13 protein-coding genes and 1 pseudogene are annotated in these 16,883 nt (G+C 73.4%); 10 read left to right on the forward strand and 4 right to left on the reverse strand.

The window, feature by feature from the left end; genetic code table 11:
* The first annotated feature begins 228 nt into the window (after window positions 1–228).
* From soxR to ACIPAE_RS02880, 6 genes are all read left to right on the forward strand, one after another.
* Entirely contained in the window at window positions 229–708 is a 480-nt protein-coding gene (gene soxR / locus ACIPAE_RS02855; protein WP_366409738.1) for a redox-sensitive transcriptional activator SoxR, read from the forward strand.
* Between the two features lie 161 nt (window positions 709–869).
* On the forward strand, window positions 870–2,360 hold the full coding sequence (locus tag ACIPAE_RS02860) for an MFS transporter (RefSeq protein ID WP_402442457.1): 1,491 nt from the start codon (window positions 870–872) through the stop codon (window positions 2,358–2,360).
* A 296-nt stretch (window positions 2,361–2,656) separates the two neighbouring features.
* Window positions 2,657–3,172 carry a toxin-antitoxin system HicB family antitoxin gene (locus tag ACIPAE_RS02865; protein WP_328467209.1) on the forward strand — a complete coding sequence of 172 codons (516 nt, stop codon included), beginning with the start codon at window positions 2,657–2,659 and terminating at the stop codon, window positions 3,170–3,172.
* 107 nt (window positions 3,173–3,279) lie between these two features.
* Window positions 3,280–4,122, forward strand: coding sequence for a DUF4097 family beta strand repeat-containing protein (locus ACIPAE_RS02870; protein WP_329366495.1), 843 nt, complete (start codon window positions 3,280–3,282; stop codon window positions 4,120–4,122).
* A 217-nt stretch (window positions 4,123–4,339) separates the two neighbouring features.
* On the forward strand, window positions 4,340–5,329 hold the full coding sequence (locus ACIPAE_RS02875; RefSeq protein WP_402442655.1) for an ATP-binding cassette domain-containing protein: 990 nt from the start codon (window positions 4,340–4,342) through the stop codon (window positions 5,327–5,329).
* Window positions 5,326–6,114 carry an ABC transporter permease gene (locus tag ACIPAE_RS02880; protein WP_366409741.1) on the forward strand — a complete coding sequence of 263 codons (789 nt, stop codon included), beginning with the start codon at window positions 5,326–5,328 and terminating at the stop codon, window positions 6,112–6,114. Before ACIPAE_RS02875 ends, ACIPAE_RS02880 begins: the two co-directional genes overlap by 4 nt.
* An 85-nt stretch (window positions 6,115–6,199) precedes the next feature.
* On the opposite strand, the gene ACIPAE_RS02885 is transcribed toward ACIPAE_RS02880, so the two are convergent.
* Window positions 6,200–7,726: a flavin monoamine oxidase family protein gene (locus ACIPAE_RS02885; protein WP_402442657.1), complete on the reverse strand. Its 1,527-nt coding sequence runs from the start codon at window positions 7,724–7,726 to the stop codon at window positions 6,200–6,202.
* A 406-nt stretch (window positions 7,727–8,132) separates the two neighbouring features.
* Here ACIPAE_RS02885 and ACIPAE_RS02890 point away from each other — a divergent pair, with 406 nt between their 5' ends.
* The 3 genes from ACIPAE_RS02890 to ACIPAE_RS02900 all read left to right on the forward strand — a co-directional run bounded on the left by ACIPAE_RS02890 (window position 8,133) and on the right by ACIPAE_RS02900 (window position 11,063).
* Entirely contained in the window at window positions 8,133–8,552 is a 420-nt protein-coding gene (locus ACIPAE_RS02890; RefSeq protein WP_329366489.1) for a YciI family protein, read from the forward strand.
* Window positions 8,525–10,039, forward strand: coding sequence for an RNA polymerase sigma factor (locus tag ACIPAE_RS02895; RefSeq protein WP_402442461.1), 1,515 nt, complete (start codon window positions 8,525–8,527; stop codon window positions 10,037–10,039). The genes ACIPAE_RS02890 and ACIPAE_RS02895 overlap by 28 nt, the downstream gene beginning before the upstream one ends.
* A gap of 181 nt (window positions 10,040–10,220) precedes the next feature.
* Complete coding sequence (locus ACIPAE_RS02900) at window positions 10,221–11,063, forward strand: Gfo/Idh/MocA family oxidoreductase (protein WP_402442463.1); 843 nt, start codon at window positions 10,221–10,223, stop codon at window positions 11,061–11,063.
* A gap of 23 nt (window positions 11,064–11,086) precedes the next feature.
* Here the strand turns inward: ACIPAE_RS02900 and ACIPAE_RS02905 are convergent, their stop codons facing one another.
* Window positions 11,087–12,172 carry a DUF5937 family protein gene (locus ACIPAE_RS02905; RefSeq protein ID WP_329366484.1) on the reverse strand — a complete coding sequence of 362 codons (1,086 nt, stop codon included), beginning with the start codon at window positions 12,170–12,172 and terminating at the stop codon, window positions 11,087–11,089.
* 99 nt (window positions 12,173–12,271) lie between these two features.
* On the opposite strand from ACIPAE_RS02905, the gene ACIPAE_RS02910 reads away from it, so the two are divergent.
* On the forward strand, window positions 12,272–13,483 hold the full coding sequence (locus ACIPAE_RS02910; RefSeq protein ID WP_402442465.1) for an MFS transporter: 1,212 nt from the start codon (window positions 12,272–12,274) through the stop codon (window positions 13,481–13,483).
* A gap of 373 nt (window positions 13,484–13,856) precedes the next feature.
* On the opposite strand, the gene ACIPAE_RS02915 is transcribed toward ACIPAE_RS02910, so the two are convergent.
* Window positions 13,857–15,218 carry a hypothetical protein gene (locus ACIPAE_RS02915; RefSeq protein WP_402442467.1) on the reverse strand — a complete coding sequence of 454 codons (1,362 nt, stop codon included), beginning with the start codon at window positions 15,216–15,218 and terminating at the stop codon, window positions 13,857–13,859.
* Between the two features lie 580 nt (window positions 15,219–15,798).
* Window positions 15,799–16,605: pseudogene (locus ACIPAE_RS02920) on the reverse strand (universal stress protein); the annotation flags it as partial.
* Between the last annotated feature and the right edge of the window lie 278 nt (window positions 16,606–16,883).

Below are 16,883 nucleotides of genomic sequence, written 5' to 3' on the forward strand. Positions count from 1 at the left end.
GGGAAAGGACATCTCTGCCGTGATCGCGATCGCGCACGCATCGGCCGGCGCTGCCACGTGTACGGCGACCCGTGCCGCCCGTGGACCGTCCGCCGCTTCGCCCGGCCGGCGCGGGGTGGGGGAGCCCCGGGTGTCGGGCTCGGGCCGTTGCATGGCGGGGGAGCGGCGGGTGTCGGGCTCGGGCCGTTGCACGGCGGGGGAGCCACGGATGCCGGGCCCGGACCGGCCATGACGCAGGACAGGCACGTCGACCCGGACGTTCCCCTCGCGGTCGGCGAGGTGACGAGACGAACCGGAGTGTCCGCTTCCGCGCTCCACTTCTACGAACGCAAGGGCCTGATCTTCTCCACCCGCAACAGCGGCAACCAGCGTCTCTACCCGCGCCATATGCTGCGGCGCGTCTCGCTCATCATCGTCGCCCGGCGCCTCGGCATCCCCCTCTCCGACCTCGCGACGGTCTTCGCCGCCCTCCCGCAGGACCGTGCGCCGACGGATGCGGACTGGCAGCGGATGTCGCGGCGCTGGAAGCGCCAGTTGCAGGAGCGCCGGCGGGTCCTGGAGCAACTCGAACACGAACTCACCGGCTGCATCGGGTGCGGCTGCCTGTCGATGCGGGCCTGCGTCCTGCTCAACCCCGACGACGCACTTCAGCACAAGGGCCCGGGCCCGGTCCGGTTGCAGGAGCCACCGCGCCGGAAGCCCCGGTAGGGGGAGCGCGCCCCGGGCGTGGGCGGGTCACGACGCCGGGGGACCGGCGGTCCGGCGGGATCGAGGGGTTGACCGCAGTCGAGGGGGGTTGACCTCAACCGCGGTCGAGGCGGTGGGCTGGCGCCGGAAACACGCTCATCCCCTCGGCGAAGGCGAGTCCCATGAATACGGAAACCGCGGCCCAGGGCACCGGTGCCAGGGGGTCCGGCCCTGCGGTGGAACCAGCGAACCGGACCCTCCCGGTGGTCCTGGTCGGCGTCGTGCTGGTGGCGATGTCGATCTCCGGTACGGCGGTGGCACTGCCGGACATCGGCGCCGACCTGGACGCGTCGGGGTCGGCCCTGAACTGGGTGGTCGGCGGCTACAACCTGGCCTTCGCGGCGACCACCCTGGTCGCCGGGTCGACCGCGGACCGTATCGGCCGCAGACGGGTCTTCGTCATGTCCGCCCTGGTCTTCGCCGTGGGGTTCGTCGTGACCGCCGCGAGCCCTTCGATCGTCGTCACCGACCTCGCCCGGGTCGTCTCCGGCGCCGGCGGCGCGGGCGTCATGGCCGCGGGAGGCGCGATCCTCGCCCACACCTACGACGGCGCGGCCCGTAACCGCGCGTTCGCGCTGATGGGCACCATGGCCGGGGTCGGCATCGCGGTCGGCCCGACGCTCGCCGGACTGCTGATCGCCGTCACCGGATGGCGCGGCGGCTTCGTCGTGTTCGCGCTCGTCGGCCTCGCCGTCGCCCTGGGCGCCCTGCGCCTTCGCGAGTCCCGCGCCCCGGGAGGGGCCGGCGACCCGGTGGGAAGCGTCCTGTTCATCACGGCGCTGACCCTCGTGATGTCCGCGGTCCTGCAAGGCCCCACGGCCGGGTGGGGTAACCCGCTCATCGTGTCCGCACTGGCCGCGGCCCTGCTGGTCCTGATCCTGTTCGCGCTCGTGCAGCGGCGCAGCGCGATGCCCGTACTGGCGCCCTCGCTCGTGGCGAACCGCGGGTTCCTGGGGTGGAGCCTGGCCACGCTGACCACGTCCGTCGGGTTTCTCGGCGTGCTGGTCTTCCTGCCGACCTACCTCCAGACCGCCACCGGCATGTCTCCGGCGCTCGCCGGTGTCACGATGCTGCTCCTGACCGCGCCGGTCCTCTTCATGCCCCTGGTCGCCGCCGCCCTGATCGGCAAGGGCCGCTCGCCCCGGCTGCTCATCCTCGGCGCCCTGGTCCTCGTCGTCGCGGGGAACCTCTGGCTCACCGCGCTGCGGGGCCAGCACACGGTCGCCGTGATCGCCGTACCGCTGCTGATGATCGGTACCGGGATGGGCGCGTCCTTCGGCATCACCGACGGGCAGGCCATGAGCCTGGTCCCCCCGGAGTCGGTCGGCATGGCCGCGGGATTCCTCAACACGCTCCGGGGGGCGGCCGAAGCGCTGGTCATCGCCGGCTTCAGCGCCTCCCTCCTCGGGCTGCTCACCCACCGGCTCAGCGACCGCCCCCACGCCGCCGCCGTCAGCTCCGGCCACCTCAGCGCCGACCGTCTCCACGCCACGGCGGAACTGTCCGCGCTCACCTGGTCCTGGCGCCTCACCCAACTGGGCGTCAGCGCCCTCTGCGCGGCGCTCACGATCACCGTCGCGATCCTGATCCGCCCCCGCGACCGCACCACCTGAGCCCTCCCGGCGCCGCCCTCTTGCGGCGGCGCCTCAGCCTCGCCCACACCACCCGGCGGTGGACGCGCGAGCGCGGGCGGGTGGTGGTGGGGGAGTGGTGTGGTGTCACGGGGTGCGAGGTGGTGCCAGCTGGTGCCATTCGTGTGCCGTCATGGCGGCGGGGAGTGGGGTGGTGTCGCGCTGGCTCAGGATGGTGCTGCTCGTTTTTGCAGGTGGGAGGGGTGGTTCGGGAGGGGTGGTGTCGTGGTGGGGTGAAGGGGTTGCGCGTGGCGCCAATGTGGTGCCATGATGGCGTCATGGATCTGAACCCGTATGTCGACGCCCTTCGTCGCGAACTTGCCGTGGCCGCCGAGGCCGGCGGCGAGGACGCCCGCGAGTTGGCCGAGCGGCTCACCGCTCCGCTGGAGTCGGCGACCCGGCTGGCCATGCTCAACGTGCTCTCCGCCGCGATGGACGAGGTCACCCGCGAGCTCGCCCCGGGCTCCGTCGACGTACGGCTGCGCGGGCTCGACCCGGACTTCGTGGTGACGCTGCCGCCCTCCGACAGCGGTCCCGCGGAGCCGGCCGCGCCCGTGGAACCGCTCAAGGGGCAGGCGCCCGACGACGGGGACGAGGGCGGCACCGCCCGCGTGAACCTGCGCCTGCCGGCGCACCTCAAGGCGCGTGCCGAGGAGGCCGCGAGCCGCGAGGGCCTGTCGGTCAACGCGTGGCTGGTCCGGGCCGTGTCGGCCGCGGTCGGCGGTGGCACGCAGCCGCGCAGGACGGAGAAGACCCGCACCATCGGACAGAGCTTCACCGGCTGGGTGCGCTGACCGCGCCCACGCCAACGCGCACCACCCGCACGCGCACTCACCCGCACACACCCTTACCGCGTCCCACCAGCGCGGACGCCGAAACGACTCGCGAGGACGGTACAGCCATGCCTTCTTTCGACACCCCCGAACCGATCTCGGTCATCGCCCACGTGGGCGCCGGCTCCATCCAGTTCACCGCGGCCGACCGCACCGACACGGTCGTCGAGGTACGGCCGCGCGACCCGAAGCGGGACCGGGACGTGCGGGCCGCCGAGCAGACCGAAGTCACGTACGCGAGCGGCGTCCTGACCGTCAGGACGAAGCAGCGCTATCTCGTCGGGCCCACCGGCTCCGTCGACGTGATGGTCGACCTGCCCACCGGCTCGGGCGTGGAGGTGACCGGCTCCTGGACCCGTGTGCTCGGCGAGGGCCGGTTCGGCGAGGTCCGGGTGAAGACCTCGGGCGGTGACGTCCGCTTCGACACGACCGGGCCCGTCCAGTTGACCGCCTCCTACGGCGCGGTCACCATCGACCGGATCGAGGGCACGGCCGAGATCACCGCCAGCTTCGGCAGCCTGCGCGTCGGCACCATCGACGGCCCGGCCGTCCTGAAGAACTCGCACGGCGCCACGACCGTAGGCGCCGCGATCGGCGACCTGCGGGTGAGCGGTGCGCACGGCAACATCGACATCGCGCGCGCCGAGGGATCGGTCACCGCCACCACCGCCCACGGGGCTTTGGGTATCGCCGAAGTCGCGCGCGGAAAAGTCCAGTTGGACACGTCCTACGGGGCCATCGAGGTCGGCGTCCGCGAGGGCACCGCCGCCTGGCTCGACGTCAGCTCCGAGCACGGGCAGGTGCGCAACGCACTCGCCGAGGCCGGAGTCCCGCAGGAGACGGAGGACACCGTCGAAGTCCGCGCCCGGACCCGGTGGGGCAACATCGACGTGCGCCGCAGCCGGCTCTGAGCGCCCGCCCCGCGACCCAGCGTGCCGGCTCCGCCACCCCTGAGCACCGCCGCCGCTGCCCGCCGACCCTGAGCACCGGCCCCGCCAACCCGCCCGCTCCGCACCGCGGTTAGCCCCTCACGCCCCCGCACCCTTCAGACTTCACGCTCACACCCCCGCCCCGCCACGCCTTGCCTCGCCTCGACTCGAACGGGAGAGCCCCATGGCTTCCTCTGTCATGCCCACGCCCAGGCATGCCGACCCCCATCCACCCACCGCCATCTCCGCACTCGGCCTGCGCAAGTCCTACGGGGACAAGCTCGTCCTCGACGGCATCGACCTGCGCATCCCGGCCGGCTCCGTCTTCGCCCTGCTCGGGCCGAACGGCGCCGGCAAGACCACCGTCGTCAACATCCTCTCCACCCTCATCACCGCCGACGCCGGCCAGGCCCAGGTCGCGGGCCACGACGTGAACGCGGCGCCGCACGGGGTGCGCGGCGCGATCGGCGTCACCGGCCAGTTCTCCGCCGTCGACAACCTGGTCACCGGCGAGGAGAACATGCTCCTCATGGCGGACCTGCACCACCTCCCCCGCCGCGAGGGCCGCCGCACCACCGCCGAACTGCTGGAGCGCTTCGACCTGGTGGAGGCCGCGAAGAAGCCCGCCTCCACCTACTCCGGCGGCATGAAGCGCCGTCTGGACATCGCCATGACCCTGGTCGGCGCCCCGCGGATCATCTTCCTCGACGAGCCGACCACCGGCCTCGACCCGCGCAGCCGCCACACCATGTGGGGGATCATCCGCGAGCTGGTCGCCGGCGGCGTGACCGTCTTCCTCACCACCCAGTACCTGGACGAGGCCGACGAACTCGCCGACCGCATCGCGGTGTTGAGCGACGGCACGATCGCCGCCGAGGGCAGCCCCGACGAGTTGAAGCGGCTCGTCCCGGGCGGGCACGTACGGCTGCGGTTCACCGACCCCTCCGCCTACCAGTCCGCCGCTGTCGCCCTGCGCGACGCCGCCAGGGACGACGCGGCGCTGTCACTGCAGATCCCGCACGACGGCGGCCAGCGCGCGCTGCGCGCCCTCCTCGACCGGCTGGACTCGGCCGGCGTCGAGGCGGACGAACTGTCCGTGCACACCCCCGACCTCGACGACGTGTTCTTCGCCCTGACCGGCGGCGCCGCGACGGGCGGGTCCGACCACCCCCAGGAGGAAGCCCGATGAGCTCGCTCTCCCTCGCCGTGCGCGACTCGAACACGATGCTGCGCCGCAACCTGCTGCACGTGCGGCGCTACCCGTCCCTGACCCTGAACCTGCTGCTCACGCCGCTGATGCTCCTGCTGCTGTTCGTCTACGTCTTCGGCGACGTGATGAGCGCGGGGATCGGTGGCGGCGCCGACCGCTCCGCGTACATCGCCTACATCGTGCCGGGCATCCTGATGATGACCGTCGGCAGCACCGTGGTCGGAGCGGCGGTCTCCATCGCCATGGACATGTCCGAGGGAGTCGTCGCCCGCTTCCGTACGATGGCGATCCACCGCGGCTCCGTGATCATCGGACATGTCGTCGGGAGCGTGCTCCAGTCGCTGGCCAGCGCGGTCCTCGTCGGTGCCGTCGCCGTGGCGATCGGCTTCCGGTCCAAGGACGCCACGGCCCTTGAGTGGCTGGCGGCGTTCGGCCTGCTCGCGCTCTTCGCCCTGGCGCTCACCTGGATCGCGGTCGGGATGGGCATGGCCAGCCCGAACGCCGAGGCGGCCGGCAACAGCGCCACGCCGCTGGTCCTCCTCCCGCTCATCTCCAGCGCCTTCATCCCGGCCGACACGATGCCCGGCTGGTTCCGGCCGATCGCCGAGTACCAGCCGTTCACCCCGGCCATCGAGACCCTGCGCGGGCTCCTGCTGGGCACCGGGATCGGCGACAACTGGTGGATCGCGCTGATCTGGTGCGTCGGCCTGACCGCACTCGGCTACCGCTGGTCGTCGGCGCTGTTCGACCGCGACCCGAAGTAGCGGCGGGGACCGGGCGGATACCCAGCGGGGTATCCGCCCGGCGCCGCGCGTGGCCTTCTCCGGGAAGGCGGCGCGGCTCCGGCGATCAGGCGAGGACGCGCTGGTGCAGCGCGGTGACCGCGTTGCGGGCCGAGGTGAACGCGCCGTGCTGCCACGCGTCCATGTAGCTCAGCCAGTCGCCGGCGAAGTAGACCCGGCCGGTGGGCTGGGTGAGCGGCTTGTACCGGGGGTCGTCCGGGCCGCCGGGGGTGCTGTGCCAGGCGGCTTCCTGGTAGGGGAACTGGCGCCAGTGATGCGAGAACGAACTGGCCAGCTCGGAACGGTACTTGGCGCCGTAGATCTTCACGCCGGCCGCCACCGCACGGGCTTCACGCTGGGCCGGGGTGAGCGGAGCGTAGGAGTCCGCGTTCGAACCGGTGTTGTAGTAGCCGATCATCAGGCCCCGCTCGCCGTGGAAGCCGTAGGAGGGGTGCCAGATGTGGGTGACGTCGAGGTCGGTCTCGGTGATGCCGCCGTAGATGCGGTAATCGGTCTCCCACCAGCGGGACTTGTACTCCAGGCCGATCTTGGCCGCGGACGACGGCTTGATCGCCTCCAGCGCGGACTGCACGCCGGAGCCGAGGTTGTGCGGGACCTTGGCCAGGATGTTGGGCGGCATCGCGGACACGCAGAAGTCCGCGGTGAGGCTGCGGGCACGGCCGTCGCGCTCGTAGGCGACGGTGACGCCGTGCTCGGTGTCGGTGATCCGCGTGACGGCGCTGCCGTACTGGATGCGGTGCCCGCCGACGGCACGAGCGAGCGCGTACGGTATTCGGTCCATGCCGCCGACCGGCTGGAACATCAGCATGGCCTGGTCGAACTCGAACTCGAAGGAGAAGTAGCGGCCGACGCCGGTGGCGAAGACGTCCGACGCCGACGGCACGTCGCCGGCCACCACGCCGGGTTGGCCCGCGGCACCGGGCCACACGCTGTATCCGCGCCGGGTGCTGCCGCTGTAGTCCAGGGTGTCGCCGAGGTCGCCGTAGTCCTTGAGGAAGTCCATCAGGCGCTCTTTGTCCGACCCGGTCAACTGCTGGTCGAGCGCGCCCTGGTCGGTGAGTTTGGCCAGGAGTTCGGTGGTGTAGCCGAACACGTCCGCCTTCGCCACGCGGTAGCGCATCGGGGCGGTCATGCCGGCGGACTCGTTGTAGAGGAAGGCGTCCGCGTTGACGTTCGTGAACACCTCGATGGGCACGCCCAGTTCGCGGCAGTAGTCGAGGGTGACCATCCACTGCGCGAGGCGGGCCGGGCCGGCATTCATGTACTGGCCGTCGGAGAATCGGGCGGTCTGCTTGTTGCCGTACAGGTCGGTGGTGGTGGTGCCGCCGCGGATGGTGAAGTTGCGGCCGCCGGGGCGGTTTTGGGCTTCGAGGATCGTGCAGTCGTATCCGGCCTTGCCGAGTTCGTACGCGGTGGCGAGCCCGGCGATGCCGCCGCCGAGCACGACGACCTTCGCGGCGGCCCGCCCGGAGAGCGTGAAGTCGCCCTTGCGCGGCGCACGGTAGTTCGCGGCCTCCTGCCCGGCCGCCTCGGCCGTCTGGGTCAGGCCGAGCGCTCCCATGGTGGCGAGCATGGCACCCGCTCCGCCGGTGGCACCCACCGCACGCAAGAACGCACGTCGGTTGAACTGGGTCACTGTCATGTCCCCTTTCCTTCGCTGGCCGCAGCGGACTCTGGCAGCCGGCTGTTACGGAGGACCTCCTGTACGTGTGTCGTGCAGGCAACGTCCGCTTCGGCGCCGTCTGTTGAGGTGCGCCGGAAGGCCGGCCCGCGGCGGCCTCACGGGGCTCCGGGGGCGCGGTCGCGGACGTGCTCGCCCCGCTGCGGGACGAAGGCGCTTGCCCGAAGCGGACCGTTCGTGTTCGGCTGCCCTCTCGATCCGCTGCCTTCTCGATGCGCTGCCGTGTCGATCCGCGACGTCGCCGTTCGACCTGGGAGAGAGAGGGCCGATCGGCGACCCCCGAGCAAGGAGACCGACGATGGCGAAGTACATGCTGATCATGCGCGGTACCGACGAGTCCGTCGCGACGATGATGTCCACACCCTTCGAGGAGATGCTCTCGACCGTGGGGAGCTTCAACGAGGAGCTGATCCGGGCGGGCGTACTCGTGGCCGCCGAGGGGCTGGACGACCCGTCGCAGGGTGTGGTGGTCGACTTCGGCGGACCGGCCCCGGTGGTCACCGACGGTCCGTACGGCGAGACGAAGGAGCTGTTCGGCGGCTTCTACCTGATCGACGTCGCTTCCAAGGAGGAAGCCGTCGAGTGGGCCAAGCGCCTCCCGGCGGTGGCCGGCTCGAAGTGCGAGGTCCGCCGGGTGCCGGGCATCGACGAGTTTCCGCAGGACAACGAGTGGATCATCAGGGAGCGGGCGTGGCGGGAGCGGACCGGGCAGATCTGATGCCCGCGGGCGTCGGTGGCACTCCGGGGGCCGGCGGGACGCCAGTCGTCGGTGGCACTCCGGGGGCCAGCGGGACGCCAGGCGTCGGTGGCGCGTCGGGAGTCGGCGGCACACCGGGTGTCGCCGGCACACCGGGTGTCGGCGGGACACCTGGTGTCGGCGGCACACCTGGCGTCGCCGGCACACCTGGTCTCGACGGCACGCGGCGCGCCGAGGCGGCGCGGCGGGCCGCCTCGGCCGTCTGGCGGATCGAGTCCGCGCGGATCGTCGGTGCGCTGTCCCGTTTCACCGGGGACTTCGCGCTCGCCGAGGACGTCGCGCAGGAGGCGCTGGCGGAGGCCCTCGTCACCTGGTCGCGCGACGGCGCGCCGGCCGAGCCGGTGGGCTGGTTGCTGGCGACCGCGCGGCGGCGGGCCATCGACGCGTTCCGCCGCAGGTCGGCGCTGGACGAGCGGTACGCCCTGCTCGCGGGCCAACTGGGCGAGGGCCAGTTCAGTTCGGGCGGGCGGGCCGCGCCCGGCCGGCCGGACGACCTGCCGTGGGACCCCGACCGGATCGACGACGACGTCCTCGCGCTGATGTTCACCGCCTGCCACCCGGTGCTCTCGCCCGAGGCCCGGGTGGCGCTCACCCTGCGGGTGGTGGGCGGCCTGTCCAGCGAGGAGATCGCCCGCGCGTTCCTCGTGCCCACCCCGACCGTCCAGGCCCGGATCACCCGGGCGAAGAAGACGATCGCCGCGGCGCGCGTACCGTTCGCGCTGCCGCCGCCCGAGGAGCGGCGCGAGCGGCTCGGCGCCGTCCTCAGCGTCCTGTACGTGATCTTCACGGAGGGCTCGACGGCGACGGCCGGCGACCGCCTGCTGCGCCCCGACCTGGCGTACGAGGCCGTCCGGTTGGCCCGGACGCTGGCCGCGCTGCTCCCCGCCGAGCCGGAGGTGTACGGCCTGCTCGCGCTGTTCGAGCTCACCGCCGCGCGCTTTCCGGCGCGTACCGGGCCCGACGGGCAGGCGGTGCTCCTGGAGGACCAGGACCGGCGCCTGTGGGACCGGTCGGCGGTCCGCCGCGGTCTGGCCGCGCTCGGCCGGGCCACGAGCGCCGGGCGGGGCCTCGGACCGTACGGCCTCCAGGCGGCCATCGCGGTCTGCCACGACACGGCGCCCTCGGTGCGGGAGACCGACTGGGAGCGCGTCGTGCTCCTCTACGAGGCGCTCGGCCGGGTGGCCCCCTCACCCGTGGTCGAGCTCAACCGGGCCGTGGCCGTCGCGATGGCGAGCGGACCGCGGCGGGCGCTGCGCGTGGTGGACGAACTGGCCTCCTCCGGCGCCCTGTCGGGGTCGCACCTGCTCCCGAGCGTGCGGGGTGAACTGCTCACCCGGCTCGGCCGGACCGCCGAGGCCCGGGCCGAGCTGGAACTCGCCGCCCGGCTGTGCCGCAACGCCCGCGAGCGGTCCGTACTGCTGGGCAAGGCGGCCGCGTTGGGGCGATGACCGTCCGCCCGGCGGCGCGGCCGAGGAGCCGATCGCACGGCGGTGCGCGGAACAACACGCGGAACAGCGCGCGGAACGACACCCGGAACGACACCCGGAACGACGCGCGCAGCAGCGCGCGGAACGGTGCCTCGGTCGGTGCCCGCGGAACGCCCCGAGCCGCTTCCCGGATGATGGAGCCATGCGCATCGGCATCATCGGCACGGAGAGCAGCCACGTCGACCACATCGTCGACCACCTCAACGTCAAGGCCCTGGGCGACGGCGCCCGCGTGGTGGCGCTGAGCGGCGGCGCCTCGCGGCGCAACGAACTCCTGCGGGCCAAGGGCGCGGTGGAGCGGATCGTCGACGAGCCCACCGACCTGCTGGGCCTGGTCGACGCGGTGATGGTCACCGACCGGGACGGCGGCCTGCACCGCGCCCACGCCGTGCCGTTCCTCCAGCAGGGCCTGCCGGTCTTCGTGGACAAGCCGCTTGCCTGCGACGTGGCGGACGCGGAGGCGATCATCGCGGCCGCCCGCGCGCACGACGCCCCGCTCACCTCGTACTCGGCGCTGCGCTGGCTGCCCGACACCGACGCCCTCGCCGCCGAGGCGGCGGCCCAGGGCGCGGCGCAGGTCGTCGTCGCATCCGGCCCGGCCGACCCGGACAGCCCGTACGGCGGGGTCTTCTTCTACGGCGTCCACGCGGTGGACGTGGCGCTGCGGCTGGCTCCCGGCGCGCTCGGCGACATCCGCGTCGAACGCTCCGCGACGGCCATCACGGCGACGGCCGTCGCGGGCGCCACCCGCGTCGTGGTCAACCTGGTGCGCCCCACCGAGACCGCGCAGATCCCCTTCCACGCCATGGTCGTCTCACGCGAGGCCATCGCCCAGCGCACCCTGCCCCTCGACGACCACTACCTGCTCCCCGGCCTCCAGACGTTCCTGCGCATGGCCCGCACGGGCACACCGCCGCTGTCCTACGACGACCTGCTGCGCCCGGTGCGCTTCCTCCACGAGGTGGCCACGACCCTCCCCGGCTGACCCGCCTCGCTCGGTACGCGGGGTCAGCGCAGCACCGCCGCCACGAGGTCCGCGCCCAGCGTTGTCGCGGCGGTGAGATCGAGTGCGTAGTGGACGTAGCGGCCGCGGCGTCGGGAGGTGAGCAGGCCGGCCCGGCGCAGCAGGGCCAGGTGGCGGGAGACCTCGGGCGGGGTCAGGCCCCAGGCGTCCGCCAGTTCGCCGGTGGTGTGGGGGCCGCGGGCGAGGGTGCGTACCAGCCGCAGCCGGACCGGGTGGGCCAGTGCCTCCAGCCGCAGCCGGACCGTCTCCAGCGGCACCGCCCCGGACGTGCCGCGTTCCGCGACCGGATACTGCAGGGTGGGTCGGCGGCCGGCGGTGTGCACCGCGACGAGGTGCGGATGCCCGAACACGCTGGGGATGAACGTGACGCCCGATCCGCGCGCGCTGCTCGCGTTGTCCTGCAACTTGTCCACGAGGATGCGCTCGCCGTCGCGGTCCAGGGTGACGGCCGCCGATACCGAGGCCAGGGCGGAGCCGAGTCCCTGCCGGGCCCTGAGATCGGCCTTGAGGCGTATGTCCGCCGCCAGTTGGGTGGCGACGCCGGGCCAGGCGGCATCGAAGAACGCCTCGCCGCATTGCTCGAGCGTCTCGCGCACCCGGGCCCGGACGCCGGTCGGGTCCGCCAGGAGACGTTCGGCGAACGCCTCCTGGAGTGTGCCCCGTGCCTGCGCCCGGTCCAGGGCACGCGCACGGGCCCCGGCGTCGGCGAGCGGGGACGGCCCGGCGAAGAACAGGCGGCTGCTGCCGCAGGTCGTGATCAGCGCGGAGGTCACGTAGGCGTCGTCATCGAGGTGGTCGACGTCGTCGAGTTCCTCGACGAGGGTCGCCCGCGGCCGGGCCGGCAGCAGGAAATCCGCGCGCGACGACCGCCACAGGAACTCGGCCTCCCGCAGCCGCTCCGCCAGCTCCGGACGCAGCGCGGCTCGGACACCCGCGGACCACGCCGCCAGATGCGGGTGATGCTCCGGAGCGGCGAGCACATGCAGCATCGCCGTCAGCTCGGCGAGCGGCGAGGCGGCGAAGCACAGCCGTTCCGGCGGTACTCCGGCGATGTCGATGCGCAGAGTCACCCGCCCATCATCGCCGGTCGACGAGGTCGGCGCGGTCCCGGTTGACGCGAACCGTCAACCGGCGTGACCGGCCGGGGCGCGGCCGCGCACGGTGACGGCATGACGATCACCATGCCCCGCGGACTCGTTCAGGCATCCGGGGGTCCCCGCTACACCGTCGCCCTGGCCGTCGACGCGCTCGGCACCGGCCTGCTGCGGCCGTTCCTGCTGCTCTACGGGATCAAGGTGCTGGGGCTGTCCGCCACGACCACCGGCATCGCCATGACGGCGGGCATCGTCACCGGTCTGGCCTGCACGCCCGCACTCGGCCGCTGGCTGGACCGGGGCGCGCGCAGCGACGCCGTGGCCGCGGCCATGCTGGTACGCGTCCTCGGCGTGGTGCTGTTGCTGGCCGCCCCCAGCGGAAGCCCGGGGATGTTCGCGGCCGCCGCGCTCTTCCTCGGCATCGGCAACCAGGCGTGGCCCGCGGCGCACGCCGCACTCGTGACCACCGTCTCCAGCGGCCGTACCCGCGACGCCGCCCTGGCCGCCGCGCGGTCAGTGCGCAACGCGGGGATGGGCGTCGGCGCGCTGGTCGCCACCGCCTGCCTGGCCGGTGGCACTCCGGCCCTCAAAGCGCTGGCCGCGGCCACCGCGGTCGGTTACGCGACGGCGGCGGCGCTGGCGTGGTCGGTCCATGTCTCCGCCGCTCCGCCCACCCGCCCGGCCTCCTCTGCGCCGGCCGCGCCCGCTCCGTCCATGAGCACGGTTCTCCTGGCCAACGTCGTCCTCGCCTTCTGCCTCAACGTCCCCGAAGTCGCCCTTCCCCTGGTCCTGGCGACCCAGGTGCGCGCCTCCCCGGTCTGGTCGGCGGGAATCTTCGTCATCAACACGGTGCTGGTGGTCGCCCTGCAAGTCGGTGTGACCGTCAGGATGTCCCGCTTCCCCCGCCATATCACCCTGATGACGGCCGGGATGGTCCTCACCCTGTCCTACCTCGGCTTTCTCCTGGCGACTCCGCTGCGCCACGGGCTGGCCGCACCCGTGATCACCGCGGTGTCCGTCCTGTGCACCCTCGGCGAGGTCCTCTACGCGGGCAGCGCCACCGCGCTCGTCGCAGCCACCGCACCTCCGCACGCGCTGGGCCGGGCGCTGGCCCGGCTCCAGCTCTCCAGCGGCCTCGGCCTTGCGATCTCCCCGGCCGTCATGACCTCCCTCGCCGCCCACAGCGCCGCCACTCTCTGGGGCTCCCTCGCCGTCGCGACGCTGCTGGCCGCGACGGCCGTCGGCTCGGTGGCCCCGCAAGCGCGACCGACTCTCACCCCCGAGTGAGCACCAGCGAACCGGGGCGGGCGAAGGACCGGAACCCGCGCGGGAGGCCAGCCGTCGCTCGTATGTCGCGGCCGCGCCGGTGAGCGACGCGCGGGCTTCCGAAGTGCCCGCTGGACCAGCGTCGTTGGTGTCCGTGGCCGACTTGTTCACGCGGGGTGGCCTCCGACGCCCAGGACTTCAGGACCCCGACGAATCCCGCGGGTCGGTCAGTGGGAACCGGCTGGAGTGCCAGTTCCAGGCCTCAGCTCGCCATGTCGTCGGGAACCGAGCCGGAAACGCGGTGCCGGACGCGATGTCGGACGCGACGTCGAGCCCCGAGCTCTCGTTCCGGTGCGCGGCCGACCGCTGCGAGGCGGCGCGGCGCGGGGAGGTGTCAGCGGAACTCGGCCAGTCGGGGACGGATCGCGAGCACCGTCAGCCCGGCGGCCGCCAGCACCGCGGCCCCCGCGCCCGCGAGGCGGCCGGTCAACTCGCCCCGTCCGGCGGCCACCGCGCCGGTGTAAGCGTCCGCGTTGATGCCGATCAGCTTCCGCAGAGCCGTGTCGTACTGCCCGAAGTCGTAGTTCGAGGCGTCCTTGTCCCAGCCGACGCAGAACGCGACGGCCTGCTGGAACTGTCCCTGGCGCACCAGCGTGCGGACCTTGCGGTCGTCCTGTTCGTAGACGGCGTAGGCGTCGACGGTCGCCTCCGCCGCGGCACGTTCCCCGGGGAAGGTGATGTTGCGGAACTCGTCGCCGTAGTAGCCGGTGAAGCGCAGGTCGGCGTGGTGCGCGCGGTAGGCGGTCAAGGCGGCGGCCAGCCGGGCGTCGTACGTGCCGAGGGTCGCCTGCGGCAGGGTGAGCAGTTGCTGGGAGGTGTCCTCGAAGGACTGCTCGTACGTGCCGCGCCGGCCCGGGTCGAGCAGGTAGCGGGACTCGTCGGCGTTCGCGTCGTACGACATCGCCCGGGCCTGGGACAGCGCGACCACCGAGTCGAAGGCGTCCCGGCGGGCCACCTTCAGGTCGTGCGACTGCGCGGCCAGTACCGACCAGCCGAGAGCGCACGCCACGACCGCGCACGTGGTGGCGGCCGCGAGCGCGGGGCTGAGCAGGCGGCGGAACCGGCGGGTCAGGTGGAACTGGGTGAGCAGAAGCGTGGCGAGCAGGCAACCGCCCAGCACCAGGAGGAGGACCCGTTGGAGGTCGGCGGCGGACCTGGCGCCGCGGTAGGTGTCCTCGAACGCGCCGTCGTTGTTCTGGCCGAGGCGCTGCGCGGCGGGCAGCAGCGACTGGCGCAGCAGGTCGGTGGCGGTGCGGTAGTCGCCGAGGGCGGCGCTCTTCTCCGCCGGGTGGAGGTCGTTCTCCAGCGCGCGGCCGACGAGTTCCTGGTAGCGGGCGAAGTCGTCGTCGAAGCCGACGACGGTGGCCGTCGCCTGCCGGTCGCCCTGCGCGGACGCGGCCAGGGTCTGGAGGCTGGCGCTGATGGTGTGCCGGGAGGCGGTGTACATCCGCTGGGCCGCGGCGTGTTGGGCCGGCATCGGGGCCAGGCCGCCGCGTCCGCCACTGGACAGCAGCAGGTTCGCCGCCTGTGCGTCCATGTCGTTGAGCGCGAAGTACAGGTTGTCCGCGCCGGTCACGCGCGGGGCGGCCCGGTGGTCGATACGGTCCCACGCGCCGGATGCCGCGAGCCGGACCACGAGCAGCAGCACGGCGACCGCGACCGAAAGGACGATCACCGCCGCCCGCAGCAGCCGCAACCGTACGGGGGTGGACGCACCGGGGCGGCTCCGCCATCTCGGCGGGCGCGGCAGGGATTCCGTAGGGGGCGGGGATACCGAAGGGGGCCGTCGCCGGAAAAGGGGGCGCCCCGACGAACCGCCTGAGCCCTCCCCGTGCCGCGCGGGCGACGTCGGTGGATCGCCCGCTCCGTCGGGCGCCGCCGCACCGGTCACCGTGGCCCCGGACATCGGCGCCTCCAGACTCACTCGGTCGAAGGCCCCGTCCGCCCCCCGTCAGGACGTTCAGCCTCACCCCGAAGTCGCCTGCCCGGCAGTCCCGTTGACGCGGCGCTGACGCTCCGACCGCCGGTATTGACGCCGTGCATACGCAGTCCCGGCGCCCGCTCAACCGGTGCGGGCCCGGGCCGGGTTCCGGCGGCTCGGGACGGCGCGCGCCGCGCCACCCGCCGCAGCGCGCCGCCGCGGCGACCCAGCGGCGCGGGTGGCGTACGAGCCGAGCGTCGCCCCGGGCCGTGCCGGCCGCCGGCAGCGGCAACTCGTCGAGGACGCGGGCGGCGTGGCCCACCTCGCGCATCAGGTCGGGCGGCGGGACGGCGAGGATGTCGCATCGCGCGTGCGCCAGGCAGTAGCGGCGCACCCCGCCGTGGAAGAGGCGCGTCCTCCCTCGCCGGCCCGTGCTGATCACCAAAAGGTCGTCCGGCCGATCGGCCAGTTCCGTCAGAGCGGTCCCCGGCTCGCCCCGTGCCGTGACCAGGCTCAGGTCGAGGTCCTCGGGATACCCGCCGAACGCGTCCGTGAAGGCCCGCTCCAGGCATCTGGCTGCCGCCTTCTCCCCGGCTGCCAGCAGTGGCGGCCAGGGTGTCCGGCGGTAGGCGAGTTCGCCGCCGGGCGGTGCCCACGCCGTCACCGCGACGAGTTCGCCTTCTCTGCGCCGGGCCTCCTCCACCGCCCGGTGCAGCGCGCACAGGCTGTGCAGCGAACCGCTGAGTCCGACCAGGACCCGCCCGCCCTGCGACATTCCGACGCCCTTCCTCCCATGACCGGAAGCCTGCCTCCGACCCGTTCGCGACGCGTGGCGGCGGCCCTCCGCCGCCCACCCCCACGGTCCGCCCCCGCGGTCCGCCCGCCGCCGGACCGAAGCCCTGGAGCCGGGCGACGGCATCCCGCGAGCCCTACCAGCCCGTGTCCGGGCGGCCTGTCTCCTTTGCCGGGTCAGGGCGCTGGAGCAGCCACGTCTCAGGATCGTCACTCCCGAACTCGCCGAACGGCGGCCACAGTGCCGTCGGCCAACCGCCGGGCTTGCGATGGAGCTCGGGTCGCGTCCAGCGACCCAGCGGCCGTGGCCGGGTACGAAAGAACGGCAGCCCGGCCGGGAAGGGGCCGGACTGGTCGGGGTCCCCGACATGATCGGTCGCAGCCACGGTGTCCCTCCTGACAACAGCACGCGGACGGCACTACGGCGACGACGAACCGGAATGCCCGGGGACGACGCTATTCCCGCGGATGGCGGGCCGCCCCGTCCACTGACGCATGCTTGACGCCCACGACCACCGCACTGACGCGACCTTGACGGGCACCCCGGACCGGCCGTCCCACCCCCGCCGACGCACCCGGCGGCGCGGGCCTCGCCCTGCCGCCACCCGGTGCGTTCCGGCCGAGGTGGCGGGGCCGCGGGGCCCCGGG

Origin of the sequence: Streptomyces sp. NPDC087270, assembly GCF_044744625.1 — a bacterium.
Taxonomy (GTDB): domain Bacteria; phylum Actinomycetota; class Actinomycetes; order Streptomycetales; family Streptomycetaceae; genus Actinacidiphila.